Genomic DNA, 25,628 nt, shown 5'->3' with positions numbered 1-25,628 from the left:
GGTGAGCTACTTTGTCGAAGGGGCGTTGAGTTCGTGGATGGCGCGGATGCGCTCTTCTTCGATGCCCGCCTTGCGCAGATAGAAATCGAGGTCGCCGTTCTTGATGATCTTGGCCATTCGGCGATCGTAGATTTCGCGGTATCTTTTCCCTTCGTCGGTGTTGGCAAAGATGGGGCAGACTGGCAGCGCCTTGATGGTGGTGAACTCGAATTCAACGGAAGGTAGTTTGGAATCTTCCAGCGCTTCGTGGAGCAGGCGATAGTCGCCGATGAAGTACCCCACAGTATTGCGGTCCAGCATGTGGAAACCGGAGCTCAGGTCGAAAATCTGTTGGGGAGTGAAGTCGAGCTTAAGCATCTCCTTGATGCCGAAGCCGTGCAGGTAGGCCACGCGTTGGCCATTGAGTGAGGCGAGCCCCTTGAAGCCTGTCTTGCGAAGATAGGCGACGGTCATTTTGTAGGTGCCCAGAATATATTTGCCCTGCGCAAAACCGCGATTTCGCGCTTTCACATCCAGGGAACAATGGATGTCGCCGAGCTTGAGCTCTTCAATGGCCCGGACATACGGGAGTTCTCTGTGCCGGAACTCAATGCCTATCGGCTCGTATACCGCCTTCAGGACTTCCGGGATCAGCCCCTTGTTCCGCTCCGATACGGAGGAACCGAGATACGGCATGCCGAAAAGGAAGATCTCCTTGGGAGCCCAAGGGTCGTATTCTTCTGCCTGCGCCGGAATGGTCAGGCACAGCAAAAGGAGCAGTATGCAGATGACGGCTGAAGGTTTCACTCGCCAACTATCGGATAAAAAGCCAATAGTGGCAATGATAAATGGAAGTTGCCCGTCAAGCTACTGTGTCGCGTTCTGCTCTTCCCTGAATCCCCAGTGGGACTCGGGGATTTCGATGTAGATGGAATCCACATCGGAATCGCGAACCTCGATGCTCAGCCCGAGCCTGCCGGACTCTTCGTGCCAGAAGAGTTCCTGCACCAGCATTTCGCGGAGCATGGAGTAGGGCAGATCATAGCTGATGCACAGGGCGTTGAGCTGACGCCCTATGGATACCTGCACGTCGCGGCTGATCCAGACATCGGTGATGTTCACCGAAAAGGTCTTCTCAGGACTCCAGCCAAGTGCATTGGCGTGTCGGGATTGCGCACTGTTCAAAAACATGACGACCTCCTGTCGGCCTGCGCCGAACCATTCGGAGGTCGGAAAAGAAGCGGTATGCAGCTTGAATAAGAAGTCTTTTTAACACCAACGAGGAGACGAGTTCAGGAGACGGTGACCGTCCGGGCTCGGCAGTTGTTCCCGTTACTGCGAATGTTGCTTAAAGCGTGCCAACTCTAGGAATGGTTATTGATATGTGTCGAGAATCTTCTGATAGGTGCCGTCTTCGTGCATGGATTCAAGGGCCTTGGTGAAGAGGGCGACATCAGTTTTCGAGGTCGTTTGGCGAGAGAAAACCATATATCCCTTGAGGCTGTCGATTATGTAGATTTCACCCTGCTCGTCCCGCACGTAGTCGGCTTTGTGGCCGTCCTTGGGATCGGCAAGGAAGTGGTGCGCAAGGGCCTTGTCCATGATGTGCAGGTCAATGCGGTTCCCCAGAAGTTTCCGGAATCCCAACTCATTGTTGTTGGTGGTTTCTATCCTGTTGAAGGCCGCACCATCAATGAATCGCTGTGCTTTGGGACCGTATGTGAATCCACGTCCCACACCGAGCACCCATTGTTGCAGTCCTCTGAAGTTGGGCTTTATGACTATGGCTGACTTGGCGCGCTTGAGTGCCACGAGGTCGATGGTGAACAGGGGGATCGAAGGGTAGCGCAGTACCTTGGCCCGCTCTTCTGTGTAGATGGCATAAAAGAGAGCATCGGCCTGGCCATTTGTCACCATGTAAAGGGCACGTTTCCACGGCACCAGCTGGAGTTGAGGGGAATACCCTGCTCGATGAAATGCTTCCTTTGCCAAGTCTGCGGCAAGCCCTGTGATCTTGTCGTTTTTGACCATGATCATGGGCGGAGCGTTCAGGCTGACGACTCTGATTGAGTTGTCGGCCATTCCTGGTCCGGGAATGAGGAGCAATACGGCAAGGATAAAGGGTAGTACTTTGATCATGGTCCAACCATAGCGCAACCAGTAGTTCAAGTCTCTATTTTTACGTTCATTATTCCATGGGAAGGCCGAACAGGTGAATGGGCTCTGCCTTGCCCTTGAGTGTCTGAGCACCGTAATCGCGCCAGTCGGACAGGTCCATATTGGTCTTGAGGTCGGTGTATACGGCCTTGGAAATGAGCACCGATGCCTTGAGGTCCCGGGTCATGCCTTCGATGCGTGAGGCGGTATTGACCACGTCGCCCACTACTGTGAATTCGAGGCGTTCGGGTGAGCCCACGATGCCTGCCAGCACTTCGCCCTTGTGGATGCCGATGCCCACGGACATGGGTTCGCACAGGTTGGGCGCGAGCCCTTGCAGGCGGGCCTGCATATCCATGGCGCAGCGGGCCGCGTTTTCACAGGCAGCCACGTCGCCGTCCAACCCGAAGACCGCGAGGATGCCGTCGCCGATGAACTTGTCCACGATGCCGCCGTGGTCCTGTATCGAAGCCACGGCCTCGGTGAACCATGCGTTGACGTCCTTGATGACCATTTCCGGCGGGTTGGATTCCGTGTAGGAGGTGAAGTTGCGGATGTCGGAAAAGAGGATGACCAGCATCTGGCGGGAACCGCCCAGTGAGACGCCCTTTTCCTCCTGCTCCATGAGGCGGCGGGCAATGGTGGGGCTGACGGCCTTGCCGAACACGGACTTGATGCGGTCGCGCTCGCGCAGTCCGTCGATCATGGTGTTGGTGTGGGCCGCGATTTCGCCGAACTCGTCGCGGGTCAGTGCAGGAACACGGCCGGACAGGTCGCCGGAGTGAACCTGACGCAGCACGCTGGTTTCATTGCCGAAGAAGAGCCTGATGTTGCGTGTGTACGAGATGATGATGGTCAGAATGTAGGTACAGAGAATGGCGAGGATGAAGCTGATCTCCGCCATGATCAGAAGCTGCGCCATCATGCCGTCTTTTGCCATGTCCACTTCGGAGAGCCAGTAGACGTCCTTGGCCACGGCCAGAATGACGATGGTGCCGGTGAGGGCCACCGTGGCAAGGGCAAAGGTGGAAAACTTGCGGGTCAGGGTGGTGTAGCTGGATGCTTCGGGCGGGGTGATGCCGTCACGAATAATGGCCTCGCCGTTCTTGTGCTCTCGCGCCAGAGCCAAATCCAGTCCGATGAAGAAGCCGAAGGAAATGAATCCGAGTATGACCTTGGCCCCGCTCTCCATGGGCGGGAAGTGAAGGACAACCGTATCGTAGATGGACAGGAACAGTCCGAAGATGGCGAACAGGCTGAACTCCAACAGGAACTGACGGCCCGGCTGATCATAGACGGGCGCGGATTGCACTACCCGCGGCTCCAGCAAAAAGCGAAGCACCACCATGGGCGTAAAGGTGACGAGCAGCAGCGAACCCCAATGAAAAATGGTCAGGGTGTCGATGAGCGGACACACCTGCCCGCCATATATGGTCAGGAGCGCCAGTGCGGCGACGTAGTGAATGAAAATACGCATGAATTCCCCCTGTGGACAGTCTGGCAACTGTACATGAACCAGGGAGCAGATGCCAATATTTCAGCGCGGGCTTCGTCTGAAAAAACTCTTCGGAAGAATCCGCCGGAACAGGGAGAGCAGCCCTCCACGGCAGCGGGCGCGATAATGCTCGCAGCTTTCGCCGGGACGGATGGGGGGCAGGGTGGCAGTAGGCGGCACTTCTCCCTTCTTTTTCATGACAGCGGTCACCACGCACTGGCGGGCTTCATCCGAGCTTTCATATGGACAACTCATGGCACCTCCAGTTTGTAGAAATAGTTCTCCACCAGCCCCAGCCCCTGCTTCCATCGCTCCTTGGTGGTGGTCAGGTCACGCACCTTGACCATGAAGCGGCAGTTGTTGTCACGCATGCCGTAGTCCCAGAACCGTTGCATCTGCTCTTTGAATCCCTGCATGGTGAGGTAGACGGTCTTGTTCGCAAAGGGATAGCCCAGTTCGCGCAGGGCTTCGTTCCGGTGCTCAGGCTGAATGGGCGTCACACGAAACATGCCGTTCTCCATGATGTCGATGGAGAAGAGATACTCCTTGGGCATGTCCTTGGTGGACCAGCAGAGCGGGCTGCCGATGCCCTGTTTTCTGGCTCGTTCGGCCAGGTCGGCCATCTGGCCTTCGCGGTCCCGCACTTTGCGCAGGGCGGCCGCCGGTGTCTTGGTGCCCAGTTCGGCGTGAAGCGGTTCGTATTTTTTCAGCTCCTTTGTGACCGTGCCGAGCTTTTTGGTCAGCCTTGTCTTTTCCCGGACCAACTGCTCGAGCGTCTCGCCTTTGGCGTCCTTGATGGCCTGCTTGAGTGTGTCGATGGTTTTTCGGAGGTACGCTTCTTCCTCTTCCATGGCTTCCAGTGTGTCCCAAATCTCGGGCAGCGGTGTCGTCTCGAATCCCTGACGAACATCGGGATCGGCCAGCAGCTTTTCCATCTCGTCGATGAACTGAAAGATCGGTTTCTCCGTGGCGTTATCTGCCGTGTCTACGTGGAAGAGGGTCTCGGCAAACAATGTGGCGTTGCCCTCCACCAGTTCGGATTCCTTTGGGGTGAGAGTCGAGTCGTGATTCTCGGGCAGGTATTTCTGGAAGGTGTAGAAAAGCAGGGTGATCAGGATGAAGATGATCACCATGAGGAATTCGGTCAGGGTGAGGTTGATAAACTCGCTGCTGCCGCGCCGGGCCATGGATTATGCCTCTTCTTTGAGAGTTTGGGGCACGAACCGGGCGATATCCACAAAGGCGGCCACCAGCGTATCGAGGGCGCCCTTGGCCTCCTTGTACTGTGTCTCCAAATCGTGACGGAGTTGCTGCACGGACTGATGCTCGCTTTCCAGGTCACGGCTCTTGGCCTGATGCAGGGAGACAGAGCCTTCCACGGCCTTCACGTATTGGCGGGTGGAGTCGGACAGGGTTTGCAGTCCTGCCGATACGGCGGAGAAACGGTCTGCCACTTCGGCCAGACGAATCATGGCGTTGGTCAATTCCTTGTTCATCTCCACCATGGACTCCATGTTGGAGGCTACCTTGTCGAAGACGGGCATGGTGGTGCGGGCCGCTTCGGCGTTCTGCTCCAGTATCTGGCCATGGCGGTCGGTCTGCTCGGCCACCCGGGTGACGGCCTCGCGGAATGTCGTAAAGCTCTCCTCCAACATGCGACTGAACATGGCCGGGTCCAGTTCCACGCCTTCGACTTTGTCCACCAGTCGGTTGAGGCCACTGGTCAGGCCATTGTTCACGGCTCCCACAGAAGAGGAAAATTCGTTCATGGAGCCGTCCAGCTCGGTGGAACTTTTTTCAAGGGATGAGGAAATGGTGCGCACGCTGGCGTCGATTTCACCGGCCATCTGCTCCAGACTGTCCAGCGCAGGACGAATCGCGCGGCCCAACAGGTCATGCTCCAGCCGGATACTGTCCACACTGGCCACGCACTGCTTGAAGGAGTCGTCCAGATTGGAGCCGAAGTTGCCGGTAGCATCCTTTACGTCATTGGCAAGGTCGGCAAAGTTCTTGGCAAGGGGCTCAAAGGCGGTGCGCATGGTGCCCTGCACAAGGTCAGTGATTTCATTTCCCGCGCCCTCCAGCGACTTGCTGAAGTCCTCTACCGTTTTGCGTGTGGTCTCTTCCAGTTCCTTGTTGAATTCCTTCATGACCCCGATGGAGGCGCCCATCTCCTGCTTGAAGAGGCGAACGTCTGTTTCCAGTTCCATGACGGTCTGCTTCTGGAGTTGCTCCAGATCCATGGAAAAGCTGGTCAGGTAGATACGGACCGTGAGGCCGAGCAGGGTGGTGAGCAGGGCCACGCCGAAGTTGCCGAGGGTCTCCTCCATGGTGATGGTGTGGTTGCCGTAGAAGAGCGGGAAAAAGGTGAAGACCAGGGCCGTGAGGGTGAGCAGGAATCCCAGCGAGTAAAAGCTGTCTGCGAACTGGTCCTGAAACAGGTCCCGGTCGGTACAGGACTGAAAGTAGTGAAGGTACTTTGCCATGACACCCACCGGGGCCAGTACCAGCAGGAAAACCGGCAGCCCGAGAAAGGTGATGACGGTCATCAACCCCCACGAGAGGAGGAGGGACGCAAGAAAGGCTTTGCGCAACTTGTCGCTGGTAAGGGAGTCTGCCATGGCTACCTGATCTTCTTGATGGTCTTGAATTCGGCGTTGGCTGCCCGGAGATAATCGAGCCAGAACCGGACATGCCCGTTGGTTTGCATCTTGAGCTCCTTGCCGGTGCGCAGCAGGTAGTAGAGACGTACTTCCGCTCCGTACAGGGAGGGGATGAGGCGGTTGACCCCGGCCCGTCTTACCGCCTCCTCGAAGCTCTCGTGATGCTTGTAGTGACTGTACTCCTCGGAGTTCTGGAGCAGGTCCGAGAAGAGGTAAATGGTGGTGGGTGCCGCTGTCTGGAATGCGGGAACACTGGTTACGTCCACCAACGCTTCAAGCACCGGGGAACGCTCCTGTCCCGATCCCATGAGCGTGGCATTGAGGATGCCCATGAAGGGGTTGAGGAAGTTTTCCTCGTACTTGCGGCGGAGCATCCTGGCGTTCTCGGTCAGATCATCGGCATGACTGCCGTCCCGCGTCTTGCAACGACTGAACAGCGCCTTGGACAGCCCGCGCATGTAGTGGGAGTCGATCTCGAACAGGGAGAATCGCGTTCCGGCCGGGGCCTCGCTGACGATGGCCTCGATATTGGTGGTGATGGCGCGGCGAGCGCTCTGAGGAATTTTGCCGGTGCGGTCGACGATGATAATGGCGTTGGCCACCGGGCCCGATTCCGGGCAGCCAAGCTCGTCCAGAGGGATGGGAGGGTTCATCGTGTAGAACAGCAGGATGGAGACGACCACACCGGCCAGAGTCAGCAGCCCGGCAAGGGCAAACCGCTCTTTGGGAGGCTGTTTTGAGAGTCGGGAAAGCTGTTTAGGAAACATTGCCGAAGTACTCGTCGAGGTTGTCGATTTCCTGCTTGTGGATGCCGTCCAGTTCGCTCTTCATGCGTGCGGAGTCATTGGTGCGGTAGTCATGGAACTTCTGCGCGATTTCCTGCTGATGCATCTTCTCGTCCTCCATTTCCGGGTCGAGACTGAAGTCGCTCAGGCCGAGGCTCACCGGCTTGGAGAAGTACGGGGGCAGGACATCGTTCTGGTTGGAGCGGAAGTCCTTGTTTTCCTTTCGGTAGTAGTTGACCACCTGATTGCAGAGGGCCTCTTCCTGTTTGAGGGAGGAGTCGTAGAGCTCCACCAGTCGGACCACCTTGTCGAGCAGGACGCCGTAGCGCACTTCAAGCTTGCCCAGCGTGTCCGTATCGGTGGCGCGTTTGCTCTCGATGCGGTTGAAGTTGTCGATGATGGTGTCAGTGAACTCCCGCTGCCGTTCCATCCATGTGTCGCGTGCGTTGAGGTATTCCCGGTTGACCTTGCCGTACCCGAGGTAAGGGTCGTCGCTCTGGAATATCTTGATGGTCAGACAGGTGAAGGCCGTGCCGCCCACCGCGGTCAGAAGCCAGCCCTGCGCCGACTTGATGGACATGAAGTTGGACTTGAAGGATTCCACGGCCAGAAGTACGGCCTTGAATGCGTCGCCCTCCAGGGCTGCGCGGTAATGCCCGGCAAACATGTTGAGAGTGAAGGCCGCCGTGACCAAGGTGAGCACGATGGCGTATCCCAGATATTTCTGATCCGGTTGGCAGTGGCCGAGGCGGGTGAGGCCGAAGCGGCCCAGCAGCCATGCCAGCATGACGTTGATGAACGAGATGACAAAGGCCTGAATGGCGCCGCCCAGCAGGCCGCGGTCACTGCCGTGGGCAAAGAAGGTGGCGTTGAGCAGGGTCTCCATGAGCACGATAGCAGCGATCCAGAAGGTGATCTGCATGGGGCTGCCCGGCGGTTGGGGCTCCCGTTTGAGGCCGTTGTCCTTGGCGAATTTCTTGACGTCGGCTTCACGCTTCAGGGCGTCCTTGCGCAGGTCGAGGAGTTCCTGATTCTCTCTGCGCCGCGAGTCGTTGTTCAATTGCAGCAGCGCATTGGGGCAACCTTTCAATTCCTCGATGATGCGGGAGTGGTAGATCTCGGACATCTGCTCCTTGAGCTTGTCCAGATCGTCCTTGGCAAAGTTGCGTGCTTTTCGTGCGCTGTCGCGGAAATAATCAATAATGGTGCGTTCGTTCAGCGTGGGCTCGGTGTCATTGGGACCGGGGATGCAACTCTCGGCATCGCCTCTGGCCATGTCGTCCACGTTGAGTGTCGACACGACCTCTTCAAATGTCTTTCTGCGCCTTAGTTCCTGTGCGGTTTCCTTTTTGCCCATCATCCACCCTCGTATTGATCGTCAGTCCTGTAAGAAATCGAATGCACGTATTATGTGCTGAATCGATACAATAATAACGTATTCAATACAAGTAGTGAATATAGACGAATAGAACTATGTGCACAAAAAAGGATCGCCATGACCATGCGGCCGTGGCGATCCGGTAGGTGATACTTGTCGATTACACCAGCGGCAGACGCACAATCATGCGGAACATTCCGTCACCGCTTTGGGCTTCCATGGTGCCGCCATGTTCTTCAACGATCTTGCGGGCAAAGGCGAGGCCGAGGCCGTTGCCTTCCACGGATTCGTAGCCGAGCCGCTTGAAGGGGATGAAAATGGTCTCCAATTCGGATTCGCACAGATCGCGATAGGGGTTGGCCACTTCAATGACCGCTTCGTTCTCTTCCCGACGGGATGAAACGGTGATGGTGGAGCCCTCTTCCGTGTATTTGACGGCGTTGGTCGTCACGTTGTCCAGCACCATGCGCAGGGTGTCGCGATGACAGCGCAGAGTGGGCAAATCCTCGGTGTTCAGGGTCAAGGTTACCGAGCGTTTGGAGGCCATGGCATACAGCCGTTCTGCCGCCTCTTCCAACATGGCGTTCAGGTTGACCTTGTCGTCTTGAGCCGGGGCTTCCTGAAGGTCCATCTTGGACAGCTTGAGGATCTGGTCGATGAGGCCGTCCATGTGTTCGATTTCGGCTTCCATCTTGGACAGGTGCTTCTCCATGCCGTCAGTGCGGCCGTCTTCCAGCCGCTCCATGAGAATCTGCTGAGAGATACGGATACGGGCAAGTGGGCTGCGCAGTTCGTGGGATACGTTGGCGGTCAGCTCCTTGCTGCCACGGATCATTTTCTCCAGGCTCTCTGCCATGCGGTTAAAGGCGCGGGCCAGCACTGAAATTTCGCCTTTCCAGCGGGCCTGTACGCGGGGGGAGAAGTCGCCGCGGGCCAGCAACTCGGCCGAATCGGTTAGCTGGCGCAGGGGGCGGGTGAGCATGCGGTAGGCCGGGATGAGCAGCAGGGCAGAGATGGTGGACATGAGGATAAGCCCCTTCATGAACCACTCTTCCTCACGCCGTTTCTTCCACTTGTGCAACAGATGCAGGGTCAGGGTTTCGCCATCGTTCTGGAAAACGTCAGACATGTAAATGTTGGTCTCGTCGCCGTCCCGTTTCATGAGGCGCAGGGTGTATCCCTCGGGAGTACGATGTTCGAGCTCCACCTCGTCCGGGCTGATGGTGGGCGGAGGGCCGCCAAAGGAGCTGGCCACGACTCGACCGCTGTCGTTGGTGAGCCATACCTGCCCTTCAAAGGCGCTGGCAAAGGTGGAAAGCGTGTGGGCCAACCGTCCTTTGAGATCGAAATTCGGGGGAGGCATTTGCCTGTGCACAGGAGCGCGGTCCGGCCTTGGTCTTTCTTTTGGAGGGCGGGCGGCCCTTGATTCATGGGCTGAGAACTCAGAGGGGAAGTCCTTCTCCATTTCAAGCTCGTGGATAAGGAGTCTCTTGATGGCGCGCGTTCGTTCTTCGGCATGCCGCGTGAAGGGAGGGCGTATTTTCCCGCTGTGGACGAGAAAGCCCATGATCAGCGTGGCTGCGATCTGCACCACCACGAAGATGGCCAGCATGCGGAAATAGAGGCTGCTTACTTTCATGCGTCACCTATGAACATGTAGCCCGTGCCCCACACGGTCTTGATGCGTTTGGCGTGCTTTTCGTACTTCTTGAGCATGGAGCGCAGCTTGGAGATATGGACGTCGATGCTGCGGTCGTAAGCGGAAAAGTCCTTGTCCCAGACCATATCCATGAGCTCGTCGCGGGTCATGGCCGTGTCCACATGGCTCATGAGGACCTTGAGCAGGCGGAATTCGGTGGGGGCTATTTCCATCTCGTCGCCGTCGATGATCAGGGTCTGCTTGGCCACGTTGAGGATCATGCCGCCGGCTTCAATGGTGCGGGCGCCCTGTTGCCTGACCGGGGAGACCGCCTCAGAGCGGCGCAGGACAGCCTTGATGCGGGCCAGCAGTTCGCGGGGATTGAACGGCTTGGCTATATAGTCGTCAGCGCCCAGCTCCAGACCGATGATGCGGTCCATGTCTTCGCCTTTGGCCGTGAGCATGATCACTGGGACAGAGCTGGTGGCGCGGATGTCGCGCAGAACTTCCAGCCCGTCCTTGCCGGGCATCATTACATCAAGGATGACCACACAGGGCGAGATGTCGCTGATGGTTTCCACAGCCTTCATGCCGGAGGGCAGGGTGTGTACCTTGTAATCGTACTCCACGAGGTACTCTTCCACGAGCTCCCGCAGCTTTTCATCGTCGTCGATAATAAGGACTGGTCCGTTGTTCGTCATGAAGCCCCCGTACTCCGTAAGTGGACGCAAAGGAAAGCTGCGCCAAAGACTTTTTACATACTTTTACAAAATTTAGCATCCCACAAATACTCTGACACATTGTCTCCTATATATCTGGTCCCAACGGAAACCATTGTGGAGAGAATCGTGAAAGACAAACATATTCCATTACAAATAGGGTTGGTTGCGATGCTGGTGCTGGCCATGTCCATAGCTGCATGCACGCCGTTTCGGCCCGATGTGCGGACCGAGCCTGTGGCGCCGCTTCCAGTAGAGTATACCATGTACTCGGAAGCAACGCCCGAACCCGGCAAATGGTGGGAGGCCTTCGGCAACGAAGAGCTGAACACCATGGTCGAGGAAGCGCTGGCCGCCAACTTCGACATCGTCAAAGCATGGGCCACTCTGCGTCAGGCAGGAGCCTCGGCCACCCAGTCCAGCGCGGATAAATATCCCACCTTGGATGTGACCGGAGGCTACAGCCACACCAGCTCCTATGACGGGGACAAGAAAACCGACACTCAGTCCGAGAGCCACTCTGTGGGCCTCTCTGCCGGATACGAGGTGGATCTGTGGGGCCGCATTCAGGCCAGCGCCGCCTCGGGTGATCTGGATTTTCAGGCTTCCCGCGAGGACCTGAACACCACGGCCATGACCGTGGCCAGCGAGGTGGTCACCCGCTGGGTCAAGATTCAGAGCCTGCGCGCCAAGAAGCGTATTCTGGACGGACAGATCAAGTCCAACGCCACCTATCTCGAGCTGATTGAGCTTCGCTACCGCAACTCCATTTCCACGGCGCTGGACGTCTACCAGCAGCGTGAGACCCTTGCCAGCGTCAAGGCGCAGGTGCCGCCGGTCGAGTCCGAAGAACAGATTCTGCTGCACGAACTGGCCCTGCTCATGGGCAAGCCTGCCGGAACCATCACCGTTGCCGACGCCGACCTGCCCGGTCTGACCGATCTCCCAGGTCTGGGGCTGCCCGCCGATCTGCTGGCCAGCCGCCCCGACGTCCGGTCTGCGGGACTGAAGCTGTCCTCGGCTGACTGGGCTGTGTCCGCAGCCCGTGCCAACCGTCTGCCCTCCCTGAGCCTGACCGGGACCGGCGAGTTCACCGGTACGCAGTTGGCGACCCTCTTCAATAACTGGGCGCTTGGTCTGGCCGCTTCTGTGGTCGGCCCCATCTTTGATGGCGGCTACCGCAAGGCCGAGGTCGAGAAGCAGCTCGGTCTGGTGGATCAGCGCATCGCTGAGTACCGCGAGACCGTCTACACCGCCTTCAAGGAAGTGGAAGACGCGTTGGTGCAGGAGAAGTGGCAGAAGAAGTATCTCGAAGCTCTCTCCATTCAGGAAGAGGCCTCCCGCACCAGCCTGAGCGAGGCCATCACCCGATACACGCAGGGACTGGACGACTACCTGCCTGTCCTGACCGCACTGCTCAGCGTGCAGAGTCTGGAACTGACCCTGTCGGATGAACGCAAGGACCTGCTCCTCTACCGTGTGGACCTGCACCGCGCTCTGGGCGGTACATGGACCGACGATATCAAGCCTGCCACCGTCGAAGACGCCAATGCTTCGGCCAATGTTGAAACCGAACAGATCAAGAACGAGGGATAAGCCATGACCATATTTACCCGAGCCAAGGCCGCATTCAGTCTCAAGGTGATGATCCCGGCCGTCATCATTGTTCTCGCCGCCGTGGGCGCCTATGCCATGGTTGCCACCGCGCCCAAAGCCAAGAAGCGCGCGCCGGTTGCCTCCCAGCCCACCGTGGAGACCGCCACCGTGACCAAGGAAAATCACCGCGTGTGGGTCCCGGTCATGGGAACCGTCACGGCCGCCCGTGAAATCACCCTGAAGTCCCGCGTCTCCGGCGACGTGGCCAGCGTCAGCAACTCCTTTGTCCCCGGCGGCTATTTTGCCGAAGGCGAGGAAATCCTCACCCTGAGCCCGGAAGATTATGAGCTCGCCCTGAGCGAGGTGCAGGCCGACGTGACCAACGCTGAATATGCGCTCAAGGTGGAGCAGGGCTATCAGAACGTGTCCGCCCGCGAGTGGAAACTGTTGCAGGGCTCGACCAAGGCCTCGACCTCCGAGTCCGAACTGGCCCTGCGCAAGCCGCATCTGGAAAAGGCCAAGGCTGACGTTCGTGCTGCCAAGGCCCAGCTCAAGCAGGCCCAGCTCAATCTGGACCGTACCCACATCAGGGCGCCGTTTGCTGCCATGGTCCAGACCAAGGACACCGATATTGGCGACAACATCGCCAGTCAGGAAGCACTGGCCACGCTGGTCGGCACCGACGAATTCTGGATCGAAGCCTCTGTGCCCGTGGATCGCCTCGACTGGATCGAGCTGCCGGTGAACGGTCATCTGGGTGCCGAGGTCCGCATCACCAGCGGTTCCGGTGGCAGCAATTCCGTGCGCGAAGGGCGCGTGGTGCGACTGCTGCCCTCCCTTGAGGACGAAGGCCGCATGGCTCGTCTGCTGATTTCGGTGAACGATCCCCTTAATCTTGAAGGCAAGCCCGGCATCAAGCCGCTTCTGCTCGGCAGCTACGTGTCCGTACAGATCGACGGCGGCGTGCTGGCCGATGTCTACGCCATCCCCCGCAGCTCTTTCCGTGAGAATAACAAAGTATGGGTGCTGACCGATAAGGGCACGCTTGATATCCGCTCGGTGAATCCGGTGTGGCGTGATGGCGATACCCTTGTCCTCGACGAGGGACTGGCTGACGGCGAGTCGCTGGTTGTTTCGAATTTGTCCGCTGCCGTGCAGGGCATGAAAGTTCGCTCCGCCACTGCTGCTCCCACCGATAGTGGTGAGCCGGCAATGCGAGCCGAGAAGGGTGATGAGGCCCGTGATGGAGAAGGATCATGAGTCGTGTGTCTGATGCCAAAATAAAAGGCCCTATTGCTTGGATGGCTGGCAACTCGGTTGCCGCCAATCTCCTGATGGTCGTGCTGCTGGTGGGCGGTCTACTCTTCACCATGCAGATCAAGAAGGAGGTCTTCCCCGAGTTCTCCGAAGATACCGTTACCATCGCCGTGTCCTACCCGGGCGCCAGCCCGGAGGAAGTGGAGCAGGGTGTCGTCCTTGCCGTGGAAGAAGCGGTACAGGGGCTGGACGGTGTGAAGGAGGTGACCTCCTCTGCCTCCGAAGGCTCCGGTTCCGTGGTCGTCGAAGCGCTGGAAGGCTATGACCTCCAGAAGCTGGCGCAGGATATTAACACCGAGGTGGATCGTATCTCCTCCTTCCCGGATGAGGCCGAAGACCCGGTCGTTTCCGAGGTGTCGCACAAGCGGCAGGTGCTGTCAGTGGTGCTGTATGGCAACCAGCCTGACACGACCCTGCGCGAGCTTGCCGAACAGTTGCGCAGCCTCTTCATTACGGATCCCGGCATCACGCAGGTGGAGTTGAACGAGGTCAGTGATCTCCAGATCTCCATCGAGGTGCCGCAGGCCAAGCTGCGCGCCCATGGGCTCACCCTGCAGGATGTGGCGGACACCCTCAGCGAGGCTTCCGTGGACCTGCCCGGCGGCGGCATCAAGGCTGCCAATGGCGAGATCCTGGTGCGCATGAAGGAACGTCGTGACTACGGTCTGGAGTTTGCCCGCACCCCCGTTGTTACGGGCAGTGACGGCACGCAAGTGCTGCTGGAAGATATCGCCACGGTCATCGACGGGTTTGAGGACGAGGACATCGTAACCACCTACAACGGTCAGCCGTCCATCCGTCTGGATATATATCGCGTGGGCGACCAGACCCCGATCTCCGTGTCCGAAGCAGTCCACAAGGTGTTGGCCTCCTATCAGGAACAGCTGCCTGAAGGCGTGAACACCACCGTTGTCCACGACATGTCCGAGGTCTATTCCCAGCGTATGGATCTGCTGCTGAACAACGCCTACATGGGCCTTGGGCTGGTGTTTGTTTTCCTCGCCCTGTTTCTGGAACCGCGGCTCGCCTTCTGGGTGGCCATGGGTATTCCCATCTCCTTCATGGGCAGCTTTGTGGTCCTCCCTTTGCTGGGCGTGTCCATCAACATGATCTCCATGTTCGCCTTCCTCATCTCCCTCGGCATCGTTGTTGATGACGCCATCGTGGTAGGTGAGAACGTGTTCTCCATGCGAGAGCAGGGGATGCCGCCGCTCGAGGCCGCCATCGAAGGGGCCAGGCAGATCGCCATGCCCGTCACTTTTAGCGTGTTGACCAATGTCGTGGCCTTCATGCCGCTGCTGTTCATCCCGGGCACCATGGGCAAGATCTTCTGGTCCATCCCGGTGGTGGTCATCTCGGTCTTTGCCATTTCTTTGATCGAGAGTCTGTTCGTGCTGCCCGCTCACCTGGCACACTTGTCACAGGGTGGACCGAAGAGCCGCATCATGATCTGGATCACCAAGCATCAGCAGCGTGTGGCAACCGGCCTGCTTCACTTCATTCGCAACGGCTACCGCCCCTTCCTTGATCGCTGTATCCAGTGGCGATACGCCTCCGTTGCCGTGGGCGTGGCCCTGCTGTTGCTGGCCGGAGCCTATTCCATGTCCGGCCGTCTGGGCTTCACCCTCATGGCCAAGGTGGAATCAGACTACGCGTACGTTCAGGCGGAGCTGCCCTATGGCTCCAGCGTTGACAAATCCAAGGTCGTTCAAGACAGGCTTCTCGCCGCGGCCACCCGTGTGATGGAAGCCAATGGCGGCGACGCATTGGTGGAAGGCATGGACACCAAGATCGGCGGCGCTGGGCGAGATATCTCCGGTAGCCACGTCATCAAGATCAAGGTCTACCTGACCGGCCCGGATGAGCGCCCCATCTCTACGGAGCAGTTCGTCAAGGAGTGGAGAAACGAAGTGGGGATTATCCCCGGTCTCGAAGCCCTCTCCTTTGCCGCAGACATGGGTGGGCCCGGTGCGGGTGAGGCGCTCGAGTTTGAGCTCTCCCACAGCGATGTCGCCACTCTGGAGGCAGCTGCCACGGATCTGGCCGAAGCTCTGTCCTACTACCCTCGTGTCTCTGATGTGGATGACGGGTTCTCTGCGGGCAAGCGTCAGCTCGATTTCAAGATCACTCCTGCCGGTACCAGCCTTGGCCTCACGGCTCAGAGTGTCGCCAGTCAGGTGCGCGCCGCCTATTACGGTACTGAAGTTCTCCGCCAGCAACGCGGCCGCAACGAGGTCAAAGTGGTGGTGCGCCGCCCCGAGAGTGAGCGCGTTTCCGAATATGATCTGGAAGAGTTGACCATTCGCACCCCAGACGACAAGGATGTCCTGCTGCGCGAAGTGGTGGAGATCAAGCAGGGGCGCGCCTACACGGTCATCAAGCGCCGTGATGGTCGACGCGTGCTGTCCGTCACCGCCGACGTGACGCCGCGCGATCAGGCTTCGCAGGTGCAGAACGCGGTCATGGCTGAGGTCCTTCCCGATCTCAAGGCCAAGTACCCCGGCCTGTCCTGCGGTATGCAGGGCAAGCAGGCAGACATGTCCGAATCCGTGGGCAGCCTCATGATAGGCTTGTTCATGGCCATGCTCGGCATCTACGCGCTCCTCGCCATCCCGTTCAAAAGCTACGTGCAGCCACTTATCATCATGGCCTGCATCCCGTTCGGTGCGGTGGGCGCCATCTTCGGGCATATCCTCATGGGCTACTCCATCAGCCTCATGAGCCTGCTCGGCATCGTGGCCTTGTCCGGCGTGGTGGTGAACGACTCCCTCGTCTTCATCGATTACGCCAACGGCCAGCGCAAAAAGGGTGCGTGCGCCCACGATGCGGTGCTGGCAGCGGGGGCGGCCCGTTTCCGTCCCATCCTGCTCACCACGCTGACCACCTTCATGGGCCTGGCTCCCATGATCCTCGAAACGTCAAGGCAGGCCCGCTTCCTCATTCCCATGGCCCTGTCTCTCGGTTTCGGCATCTTGTTCGCCACGGTCATCACCCTGATCTTCGTGCCGTCCATGTACATGATTCTGGAGGACGTGAAGGGCTGGTTTGCCCAGCGGTTTTCGCAGCAGACTACGGCCCTTGAGCAGCCTGTGGAAGAGCGATAGCCATCCGCCAATCTGAAAATAAGGCCCGCTCCCTTTTGGGGAGCGGGCCTTATTGCTGTCGTTTGCTGCCGCCTACTTGTCCAAGAAGTAGAAACGCTGCACCAGTGAGGAAGATTCCCACGGAACCTGTCTGCCCTGTGTTTCCTGCACCACGCCGCGCCGGGTATAGAAGAAGATATCGCTGATATCGAGGCCGGGGGTCATGAGGTTTTGCAGGAGATGCTTGGTGTAGACGCCATTACGCCCTGAACCGTCTTCGGCAACGGAGCCGGGAGCCGTGGAGAATGCCAGAATGGAGCCGGTAGGTGCGTCCATGCGTGCCAGCCCTCGGGATGCGGAGCGGAAACTGCGGGCGAACGGATTGTTGCGGCAGGCATCAAGAATGATGATGTTCATGCTGTTGCCGGCGTCTTCCATCTTACCCAGAATGCGGCCTGCATCCAGACATTCATATTTTACATCGGACTCGGAGTTGATGCGCGCGTCAACTGGGACAAGGTAGTTACTCCCTCCAACCTGGACACCGTGACCGGCGTAGTAGAAGAGACCAACCCCACCACGTTGCAGGCTGGAGTAAAAGGTGTTCATGGCCATTTCCATTTCGCGCAGCCCGGCGTTATTCTTCTGAATGACGGTGAAACCCATCTGGCGCAGGGAACGAACAACATCACGGGCATCGTTCACCGGGTTCTTCAGCGGTGCGTTCGGGTAGGCGCTGTTGCCGATGACCAGAGCGTACCGAGCGCCCGTCGCCATGGAGGTGTTGCTCGTCACCATATCTGATCTAGGGGCGAACGCAGTGGTGGGAGCCGCTGGCGGCAGGGCCGCCATCTTGCCGCCGCTTTCTTCGAAGTGCTTGTTGACCGAGCCGAATATTTCCTGCTGTGATTCGTATACGCCCTTGGTAATCTGGGTCATGGAGTCGACCTGGGTGAGGGACCAGCCCGTGAATTTGCTGATGTATACGACCTTGTCGTCCGAGGTTGATTTTACCTCCACGTTGACGTCGATCACATTGTCGAACAAATCACTCAGTTTGACGACTTTGGTGGCGACCACGAAATCCGCCTCGTCCTTATCATCTACGATGCGGGCGCTCATTTGCTGAAAACCCTGTGCCACGGTGGATGTGATTTCCGACAGACTGACCCGGTTCTTGTACATGGGCTCCGCAGTTGCCTGCTCAATATAGAGACTGGCTTCCCCCGGAGAGGTGTCGCTGAATGAGGAGGAGACAAACGTCTCCTTCATGTACTTGGGCGTTACACAGCCGCTCAGCAAGAGCAGCGCTGTCAAACTGAGCACTGTCCAGAAACGTGATACTTTCATGGCCATCACCTCGCCTTGGAGACTGTTGATGGAACCCAGTCCACCCCCAAACGGACCGGTAGCTATTTATTATAGTCATACTTGTGTCTGAGAAAGGCAACAGCAGACCAATATTTATAATTAACCGCCGAAGAAGGGGGGAAATCTGGCGTTCCCGGGCACTATCTGCTTAAATGCCGCGAAACAGCTCAAAACAATGGAGGACTCCATGAATTCATACAGGAAACAACTGCGCTTTCAGGTGCCGTCCCGCCGCGGCTTTATCAATATCACCCCGGACTGCGAGGAAGCACTGCGCGAATCCGGCATCAAGGAAGGTCTGATGCTGGTCAACGCCATGCACATCACGGCCTCGGTTTTCATCAATGATGATGAATCCGGCCTGCATCACGATTACGAAGTATGGCTGGAAAAGCTCGCGCCGCATGAGCCCGTGTCCCAGTATCGGCATAACGGCTACGAAGACAACGCCGACGCCCATATGAAGCGGCAGATCATGGGCCGCGAGGTCGTGGTGGCCATCACGGATGGCCAGCTCGACTTCGGCACATGGGAGCAGATTTTCTACGGAGAATTTGACGGCCGACGGGAAAAGTCCGTGCTCATCAAGATAATCGGGGAATAGCTTGGGATGATCAGCGGGTCTCGGCGAGGTAGCCCAGTTCGCGGGCGAAGTCGTCGAGGTCCATGGGCTGGTCGTGCAGCAAATGCCCGAGGCGCATCATGTGGCCGGCGGGGAAGTCCTTGCCCCAGCGGTCGTAGTAGCCGGAGAAGCCATACATCCAGAGGAGCTCGGCAGCCTGGTTGAAGATCTGGCTCGCCAGCGGCCGCCAGTGGGTGACGGCTTCGATGTCCCATACCTGATGTTCAGGGCCGCCCACTTCTCGCTTGCCCTTGAAGGCGACCTTGACCGCGATCTTGTTGTCCGGGGTGGGTTCCATCAGCCAGGAGTAGAGCCAGCCTTCGCCGCCCCATTCGAATTCCGTGTGGCGGTAACGGTTGCCCGGCCAGGAGGCTGCATCGGCTCCATAGAGATCGCACATGCAACAGAACAGATCCTTGATGGGATCGGAAAAGTTGCGGTTGACGCTCAGGTCGTAGTGGGAACTGTTATGGACGATGCGGGATTCCAACCATCCCGCTCTGGCTTCCGTCAGGAAGAACTCGAACTGATCTGCGGACATTGATACCTCTAAGCTATGGTTCTTTCGGTGGACTGTACACGAACAGTGCGCAATGCAAAAGCTTTTCCGGTGTCTTCGTCTTGCCGAAAAGCCACAGGGCATGTAGGTAGGGCGTATGACCGAAGAGAACACCGAATTCCCCATGGCCGTGGATGCACCCGCTGAGGACGTCAGCCCGTTGACTTTGACAATGGTGAGCGAACTGCTTGCTTTGTCGCGTCAGAGCCCGCGCAAGCGCATGATTCAGCGCCTGCACAAAAACGACGACGATGGCGTTCACCGCATGTTCAATGCGCTCCAGCCCGGTACCTACATCACGCCGCATCGGCACATGGACCCGCCCAAGAGTGAGACCATCGTAGTGATTTCCGGATCGTTGCTCTTTGTGGAGTTCGATGACGAGGGCGTCTATCGCACGCACACGCTCCTCCAGCCCGGCACCGAAAACTTCGGCGTCGATGTGGCCCCGCATGTCTTTCACACCTTTATCGTGCTTAAGCCCGATACCCTGATCTTCGAGATCAAGGACGGCCCGTACGCTCAGGCCACGGATAAGGATATCCCTGCATGGGCGCCCAAGGAAGGCTCCCCCGAGGCCGAGCCCTATCTGCTGGACCTGATCAAGCATCTGGCCGAATTGGCCAACGCCGCCGCTGAAAAAGCCAAGGCTGAAGAGGCGGAGGCCGCCGCAGCCAACGCCGAAGAGACTGCTCAGGAAGAGGGCGACGAAGGGGCGTCCGGTTCCGGATCTCCGTCTGTAAACTAGCCGAATTGGGGACATTCACACCTGCTGCTTGCCGCCGCACGGTGAATACAGTAAACGTGTTGATCTTTCACTAAAAGGAGACCGACACGTGAACAGCCGCGCCTTTCGAGCCGATATCCTTCTATTCATCACCGCCGCCATCTGGGGTTTTGCCTTTGTGGCCCAGCGCGTGGGTATGGACCATGTGGGTCCGCTCACTTTCAACGGCGTCCGCTTCGCCCTCGGTGCGCTTGCCTTGGTACCGCTCGTCGTGCGCATGGAAAAGGGCCGCGACAAGTCCAAACCCGGTGTTGATAAGGACCGCCTGATGAAAGGCGGCGTATTGCTTGGTCTCGCACTCTTTGCTGGTGCCACGCTTCAGCAGATGGGCCTTGCCGGGCCGCAACTCGCCGAGTTTGGCCTTGAAGCCTCCACCGCCGGTAAAGCGGGCTTTATCACCGGCCTCTACGTGGTGTTTGTCCCGATCTTTGGTCTGTTCCTTGCGCAAAAGACCGGCTGGGCCACCTGGCTCGGCTGCGCCTTGGCCGTCATCGGCATGTATCTCCTTTCCTTTACCGCCGAACTTTCCATTGCTTTTGGTGATCTGTTGGTGCTTGTCAGCGCGCTCTTTTGGGCTGGACATGTGTTACTTATCGGTAAGCTGTCCCCTGGCATGGACGCTGTGGATGCTATCAAGCTTTCCACTGTGCAGTTCGCTGCCTGCGCCGTGCTGAGCCTGATCGGCGCGGTCATGACCGAAGAGATTACCCTCGTCGGGCTCATTGGCGGCGCGCCCGCTATTGCCTATGGCGGACTGATGTCTGTCGGTGTCGCTTATACCTTGCAGGTGATCGCTCAGCGAGATTCACAGCCTGCGCATGCTGCCATTATCCTGAGTCTCGAAGCTGTGTTCGGGGCCATTGGTGGATGCGTTATATTGGGTGAGGTGCTGACTGTTAAGGCGATGATAGGCTGTGGGTTGATGCTGGCGGGGATGGTTTTGAGTCAGTTGGAGCCATAAGTTTTTTGTGGAAGAGAAGATTAATAGATAAGGAAGGCCGTCCTTTTGGGGCGGCTTTTTATTTAAGAGCGCGTCTTTGACGCTTGAGAGCCGTCGCTTTCGCTCCTCCATGCCCTCCCGGCGGGGTTCTTTCTATCTCTGCTGTCCTCATCCGTAAGTCTCGAAGACTCGACAACGGCTGAAGGCTGGCTGAGCCGCCCCAAGAAAGAACCAAAGAAACTCGGATTTGTGTGATCGGCCGCCTCGTGATCACTTGCCAAGAATCTGATCCAAATAGAATGCCTTGAGGTGCACTACGCGACTATAGTCGCTGCCGATCTATTTGCTGTGCTTGGCGGCATTCGATTTGGTCAGCTTCTATGCTTCGTGTTCAAGGGCTGTGCGGTTCTTCGTTTGTAGGACTTGAGATCAAGCTGGCGCGTACAAAATTCTTATCCATCAACCCGCGCTAAAAGCCGAAAGCCGATCTGAAGAGAACCTAGCGAAGCGTTGGTTCGTTCAGATCGGCTTTCGGCTTTTAGCGCCCATGGGATTCCAAAGGCCCTCGGCCTTTGGGCCCCGCTGGCAGGCGTCCCCGAAGGGCCGCCGGAGGCATTCTTATCTCATACGTTTGGCGAACTCGGATACGATGATGGCACCGGCCTGTGCGACGTTGAGGGAGTCGAACTCGCGCAGGAAGGGGATGTGCAGGGAATCGTGGGAGTACTTGGCTACGCCGGGGCGAATGCCTTTTTCTTCGTTGCCGAGAATGAGCACAGCCGGAGTATCGAGGGTGGCCTCGTAGATGTCCTTGGAGTCGTTGGTCATGCGGGCGCAGTAGACGGTGTAGTCGTAGTTCACGCAGTCCTTGATGGCGTTGGCGATGTTACCGACTTTGGCAACCGGGAGCTTGTTGAGGGCTCCGGCGCTGGAACGGACGGCTCCTGCTCCGAGGTAGGCGCCGTGGTGCTGGCCGACCACCAGACCTGCGCCGCCGAGGGCGTAGAGGGTGCGGGCGAGTACGCCGACGTTGCCGGTATCCTGCACCTGATCGAGGACCACGATGAGGGGAAGCGGGGCTTCGGTGGCATTTTCGAGCAGTTCGGTGAAGGGCGTGTAGGAGAGGGCTGCACATCGGGCAGCGATTCCCTGATGGTTACCCCGGTACATGAAGTCGAGATCTTTGGCGCTTACCGACTTGAAGGGAACCTTGGCGGTACGACAAAGATCGAAGATTTCATCGAGCTGTTTGTCGTGACGCCCCTTGCGAAAGGCCACAAAATCCACTTTGGACGGGTCGTCCTGAAGCAATTCTTTTACGGGCTTGTTGCCCACAACGTAGATTTTGCCGTCTTTCTTCTCTTTGCCGTTTTTCTGCATGTGTCTATCCTTATTGTGAAATATGCGGCACCAGGTTGCACAAACTTGCGTTCCGCACGGCGACTATGTAGGGGGTTTAGCGTGGTATTGCAATCCTCGGCAAGGTGGGATAGCTGTTAGGCTCGTATTTCATAGACATTAAGACTTTTTCTAGACTTCCCAAATTCGCCTGATTTTGATAATGAGGTGCGGGAAGCCGGAGGAAAATTTGGAAGTATTTAAATCAATGCGTCTGCTTTTGGCCGCCTTCATTATAATGGGGCTGGCTTTTGGCTGTACACCGAAAAATTCGGGGGACGCAACTCTCAACGACCCCGCTTTGAGCGAAGTTCCCGTGGACGCAGAGCCGCTGGAGCCTGAAGTTGATGCCGCTCCTGAGGTCGATGAAGACCTGACCCAAACTGAGCAGGCAGTCCTCAATGCCCGCTTCGGCCTGCTGTTCGATCTTGAGCCTCACGAGACCAAGGAAGTCGAGCAGTACTTCAATTATTTCACGCATAAGGCACGTAAGACCATGGTGCGCTGGCTGGAACGTTCCCAGCCGTATCTGCCCCACGTCCGTCGTGTGTTTACCAAGTACGGCCTGCCCCAGGATCTGGTGCTGCTGCCGTTCGTGGAATCCGGTTACAACGTCCGCGCCTACTCCTGGGCCGGTGCTGGCGGTATGTGGCAGTTCATGAAAGGAACTGGTCGTCTCTACGGCCTCAAGTCCGACTGGTGGATCGATGAGCGTCGCGATCCCTACAAGGCCACCGACGCTGCCGCTCGTCATCTGCGCGATCTTTACGATCGTTTTGGTGACTGGTATCTCGCCCTCGCTGCGTACAACGCGGGTGAAGGAAAAATCTCCCGCGCTCTCAAGAAAGCCGGTTGTAACGACTTCTTCGAACTGACCAAGCGTAACCGTAAGCTTTCCCGCCGCGTCCGTCTCAAGACCGAGACCCGCCACTACGTTCCGAAATTCATTGCTATCTCCAAGATTTTCCAGAACCTCGACACACTCGGTTTCGCGCCGGTGTCCTGGGACATGGAAATGGAAGTGGCTCCCGTCAAGATTCCTGGCGGCACCGATCTGCTGGCTCTGGCCCGCGCAGGCGGCATGACTTGGAAAGATTTCCATAGTTACAACCCTGCCTTCCGTCGTCAGGTCAGCCCGCCGCACATGGAAGCTACCGCCTACCTGCCTGTTGGCAAGGCGGACAAGATGATGGCCTATCTGGCCGACCCCGGCTCCCGTCCGTACGCTGGCTATACACGCCATCGCGTTCGTTCCGGCGACTCCTGGTGGCGCATTTCCCGTCGCTACAAGGTGCCTGTTTCGGTCCTTAAAAAGGTTAACAACACCCGCTCCAACAATTTGCGCCCCGGCCAGTACGTGATGGTGCCCGGCAACGGTTCCAGCCGCACCGTGGCTGCGTCCCGTCCGGCTAGCTCTTCCAGCAGCACCCGCGCCATTGCCGCCAAACGTGGTAACTATGTGGTCCGTAACGGCGATACTCTCTGGTCCATCTCGCAGAAGTTCGGCACCACGGTGAACACCATCAAGCGTTCCAATGGGCTGCGTTCCAGCCGTCTCAAGGTCGGTCAGAAGCTCTACATCCCGAACAACTCCGGTGCTGCCACCAAGCAGGCCGTGAAGGACGCTGGCAAGGTCAAGACGCAGCTCGTCCGCTATAAGGTGCGTCGCGGTGACAACCTCACCTCCATCGCCCGCAAGTTCGGCGTGACTGTCAGTGAGCTCAAGAAGTGGAATTCCCTGAATCGCAAGGGAACCATTTATGCAGGCCAGCGATTGAAGGTGTACGTTCAGTAAGCGTTCGGTAAATCAACGATAGTAAAGCCCCGGTAGCACAAGCTGCCGGGGCTTTTTTATTGCGCCTGCGTGGCTCCTGCCGGAGAGGTCGTCTTCGACGGGCCCTCGCCGGGCAGGCGTCTCCGACGGCTTAAGAACCCTTTGGAAAAAGGGTTCTTAAGAATCTCCTAAATCTTTTGTTGCTCGCTTCGCTCGAGATATTCCGAGCACGTGAGCGAACATGCTTATCTTCCATTATCTGGGTTTAATGACGTTATGAATAAGAGGAAAGTCTTACTAAATCATCAAATCCGAGCGGATACGCAGACAAAATGGTTAGAATGGGATGGGGTCTGAGGGAAGGGGAAATGCAGCGCAGCACAAAGTGCTCCTGCTCGCTAGAGCAGGAAAGCGTGAAACGCTTAAAGCGGCACGGAGGCGACCGCGAAGCGGGTTCTTAGAAAGAAAATTTGAGACCGGGAGTCGTGCTGGCGTCGAATTCGATTTTGACGGTGCCGAGAACTTCCTGCAGCAACGTCTTCTCTTCGACTGGGCCATCTTTAAGGACAGCCTTGCCTTCGATCTGACAAAGCTCCTTGAGCTTGTCGAAGGCCTGCTGCTCGGAACCGAGCATGTCCACGAGGCCGAGAGCGAGAGCCTGACGGCCGGTGACGGCTCGTCCATCAGCAATGGCAGCCACGCGGTCGCGGTCCATGCCGCGCGCCTTGGCGACGTCATCCACGAACTGGTCGTGCATGTCGAGCATCATGCCGAGAATCTGTTCACGCTGGGCAGGAGACAACTCGCGCATGGGCGTGCCGGCTGCCTTGTACTTGCCAGTGGTGAGCACTTCGGGCTTGATGCCGAGCTTCTCGAGCGCCTCGGTGAGGGTGACGAATTCGGCCATGACGCCGATGGAGGCCGTGATAGAGCCGGGGTTGGCCACAATGATCTGGGCCGGGGCAGAGGCGTAATAGCCTCCAGAGGCCGCTACAGTGGCGTAGGAGGCCACAACAGGCTTCTGGGCAGCCAAGGCTGTCACGGCCTGATAAATTTCCTGTGAGGGGGCGATGGCGCCACCAGGAGAGTTGACGCGCAGAAGGACGCCTTTGACGTCTTCGTCGTCACGGAGCGTGCGGATCCAGGAGACGACGTCGGAAGAATCGAGGATGGTGCCTTCGATGCGTACGACGCCGATGGTGTCCTTGCCGATGGAGAAAGACCCGGTGGTCCAGCCCATGGCGCGAACAAAGGCCGTGGCCCCTATAAAAAGGGCCACGGCCAGTATTATCATGAGCACCCCAAAAATAAAGGGGTGGCGCTGGGAGAACCGAGTATGGGTTTCAGCCATGCGCATGATGTTGCT

General features: G+C 57.9%; 22 protein-coding genes. 7 read left to right on the top strand and 15 right to left on the bottom strand.

The features are described 5' to 3' along the window. Positions 1-6: 6 nt before the first annotated feature. The 11 genes from HFN16_RS04145 to HFN16_RS04095 all read right to left on the bottom strand — a co-directional run bounded on the left by HFN16_RS04145 (position 7) and on the right by HFN16_RS04095 (position 10,797). Positions 7-786 (bottom strand): hypothetical protein, encoded by a 780-nt coding sequence (locus HFN16_RS04145; RefSeq protein ID WP_168889499.1) that lies wholly within the window; start codon positions 784-786, stop codon positions 7-9. A gap of 60 nt (positions 787-846) precedes the next feature. Continuing rightward, the gene (locus HFN16_RS04140; protein WP_168889498.1) at positions 847-1,170 is read right to left on the bottom strand and encodes a hypothetical protein; all 324 of its coding nucleotides are present in this window, start codon (positions 1,168-1,170) and stop codon (positions 847-849) included. Between the two features lie 183 nt (positions 1,171-1,353). Further along, entirely contained in the window at positions 1,354-2,118 is a 765-nt protein-coding gene (locus HFN16_RS04135) for a transporter substrate-binding domain-containing protein (protein ID WP_168889497.1), read from the bottom strand. Positions 2,119-2,167: 49 nt separating this feature from the next. Further along, positions 2,168-3,613, bottom strand: a complete 1,446-nt coding sequence (locus tag HFN16_RS04130) for an adenylate/guanylate cyclase domain-containing protein (RefSeq protein ID WP_168889496.1) — start codon at positions 3,611-3,613, stop codon at positions 2,168-2,170. A 60-nt stretch (positions 3,614-3,673) separates the two neighbouring features. Then, entirely contained in the window at positions 3,674-3,886 is a 213-nt protein-coding gene (locus HFN16_RS04125; protein ID WP_168889495.1) for a hypothetical protein, read from the bottom strand. Continuing rightward, positions 3,883-4,818, bottom strand: coding sequence for a hypothetical protein (locus tag HFN16_RS04120; RefSeq protein WP_168889494.1), 936 nt, complete (start codon positions 4,816-4,818; stop codon positions 3,883-3,885). The genes HFN16_RS04125 and HFN16_RS04120 overlap by 4 nt, the downstream gene beginning before the upstream one ends. A gap of 3 nt (positions 4,819-4,821) precedes the next feature. Continuing rightward, positions 4,822-6,252, bottom strand: a complete 1,431-nt coding sequence (locus HFN16_RS04115) for a hypothetical protein (protein ID WP_168889493.1) — start codon at positions 6,250-6,252, stop codon at positions 4,822-4,824. A 2-nt stretch (positions 6,253-6,254) separates the two neighbouring features. After that, a complete protein-coding gene (locus HFN16_RS04110; protein WP_168889492.1) occupies positions 6,255-7,061 on the bottom strand; it encodes a hypothetical protein in 807 nt (268 codons plus the stop codon). Then, the gene (locus HFN16_RS04105) at positions 7,051-8,439 is read right to left on the bottom strand and encodes a hypothetical protein (protein ID WP_168889491.1); all 1,389 of its coding nucleotides are present in this window, start codon (positions 8,437-8,439) and stop codon (positions 7,051-7,053) included. The genes HFN16_RS04110 and HFN16_RS04105 overlap by 11 nt, the downstream gene beginning before the upstream one ends. A gap of 178 nt (positions 8,440-8,617) precedes the next feature. After that, positions 8,618-10,096, bottom strand: coding sequence for a HAMP domain-containing sensor histidine kinase (locus HFN16_RS04100; RefSeq protein WP_168889490.1), 1,479 nt, complete (start codon positions 10,094-10,096; stop codon positions 8,618-8,620). Next, the gene (locus HFN16_RS04095; RefSeq protein ID WP_168889489.1) at positions 10,093-10,797 is read right to left on the bottom strand and encodes a response regulator transcription factor; all 705 of its coding nucleotides are present in this window, start codon (positions 10,795-10,797) and stop codon (positions 10,093-10,095) included. The genes HFN16_RS04100 and HFN16_RS04095 overlap by 4 nt, the downstream gene beginning before the upstream one ends. Before the next feature lie 147 nt (positions 10,798-10,944). Between HFN16_RS04095 and HFN16_RS04090 the strand changes: the two genes are divergently transcribed. From HFN16_RS04090 to HFN16_RS04080, 3 genes are read left to right on the top strand one after another with little or no spacing between them, the layout of a single operon-like run. Next, positions 10,945-12,411 (top strand): efflux transporter outer membrane subunit, encoded by a 1,467-nt coding sequence (locus HFN16_RS04090; protein WP_247648436.1) that lies wholly within the window; start codon positions 10,945-10,947, stop codon positions 12,409-12,411. Positions 12,412-12,414: 3 nt separating this feature from the next. Beyond that, complete coding sequence (locus HFN16_RS04085; RefSeq protein WP_168889488.1) at positions 12,415-13,671, top strand: efflux RND transporter periplasmic adaptor subunit; 1,257 nt, start codon at positions 12,415-12,417, stop codon at positions 13,669-13,671. Further along, positions 13,668-16,832, top strand: a complete 3,165-nt coding sequence (locus HFN16_RS04080; RefSeq protein ID WP_168889487.1) for an efflux RND transporter permease subunit — start codon at positions 13,668-13,670, stop codon at positions 16,830-16,832. The genes HFN16_RS04085 and HFN16_RS04080 overlap by 4 nt, the downstream gene beginning before the upstream one ends. 72 nt (positions 16,833-16,904) lie before the next feature. On the opposite strand, the gene HFN16_RS04075 is transcribed toward HFN16_RS04080, so the two are convergent. Continuing rightward, complete coding sequence (locus HFN16_RS04075; RefSeq protein ID WP_168889486.1) at positions 16,905-18,161, bottom strand: caspase family protein; 1,257 nt, start codon at positions 18,159-18,161, stop codon at positions 16,905-16,907. 208 nt (positions 18,162-18,369) lie between these two features. Here HFN16_RS04075 and HFN16_RS04070 point away from each other — a divergent pair, with 208 nt between their 5' ends. Next, positions 18,370-18,786 (top strand): secondary thiamine-phosphate synthase enzyme YjbQ, encoded by a 417-nt coding sequence (locus HFN16_RS04070; RefSeq protein WP_168889485.1) that lies wholly within the window; start codon positions 18,370-18,372, stop codon positions 18,784-18,786. A gap of 10 nt (positions 18,787-18,796) precedes the next feature. Here HFN16_RS04070 and HFN16_RS04065 read toward each other — a convergent pair whose 3' ends face one another. Further along, positions 18,797-19,345, bottom strand: coding sequence for a hypothetical protein (locus HFN16_RS04065; RefSeq protein WP_168889484.1), 549 nt, complete (start codon positions 19,343-19,345; stop codon positions 18,797-18,799). Between the two features lie 115 nt (positions 19,346-19,460). Between HFN16_RS04065 and HFN16_RS04060 the strand changes: the two genes are divergently transcribed. Both HFN16_RS04060 and HFN16_RS04055 read left to right on the top strand, forming a co-directional pair. Continuing rightward, entirely contained in the window at positions 19,461-20,111 is a 651-nt protein-coding gene (locus HFN16_RS04060) for a WbuC family cupin fold metalloprotein (RefSeq protein ID WP_168889483.1), read from the top strand. A gap of 88 nt (positions 20,112-20,199) precedes the next feature. Then, positions 20,200-21,111 (top strand): DMT family transporter, encoded by a 912-nt coding sequence (locus HFN16_RS04055; protein WP_168889482.1) that lies wholly within the window; start codon positions 20,200-20,202, stop codon positions 21,109-21,111. Between the two features lie 597 nt (positions 21,112-21,708). On the opposite strand, the gene HFN16_RS04050 is transcribed toward HFN16_RS04055, so the two are convergent. After that, complete coding sequence (locus HFN16_RS04050) at positions 21,709-22,470, bottom strand: RNA methyltransferase (protein WP_168889481.1); 762 nt, start codon at positions 22,468-22,470, stop codon at positions 21,709-21,711. Positions 22,471-22,678: 208 nt separating this feature from the next. Here HFN16_RS04050 and HFN16_RS04045 point away from each other — a divergent pair, with 208 nt between their 5' ends. Next, positions 22,679-24,283: a lytic transglycosylase domain-containing protein gene (locus HFN16_RS04045; RefSeq protein ID WP_168889480.1), complete on the top strand. Its 1,605-nt coding sequence runs from the start codon at positions 22,679-22,681 to the stop codon at positions 24,281-24,283. 436 nt (positions 24,284-24,719) lie between these two features. Here HFN16_RS04045 and sppA read toward each other — a convergent pair whose 3' ends face one another. After that, positions 24,720-25,619 carry a signal peptide peptidase SppA gene (gene sppA, locus HFN16_RS04040; protein WP_168889479.1) on the bottom strand — a complete coding sequence of 300 codons (900 nt, stop codon included), beginning with the start codon at positions 25,617-25,619 and terminating at the stop codon, positions 24,720-24,722. Positions 25,620-25,628: the final 9 nt, after the last annotated feature.

Source organism: Pseudodesulfovibrio sp. zrk46 (genome assembly GCF_012516435.1).
GTDB lineage: Bacteria > Desulfobacterota > Desulfovibrionia > Desulfovibrionales > Desulfovibrionaceae > Pseudodesulfovibrio.
The sequence above is the reverse complement of the archived record's forward strand: the minus strand, read 5'-3'. Positions and strand labels throughout refer to the sequence as shown.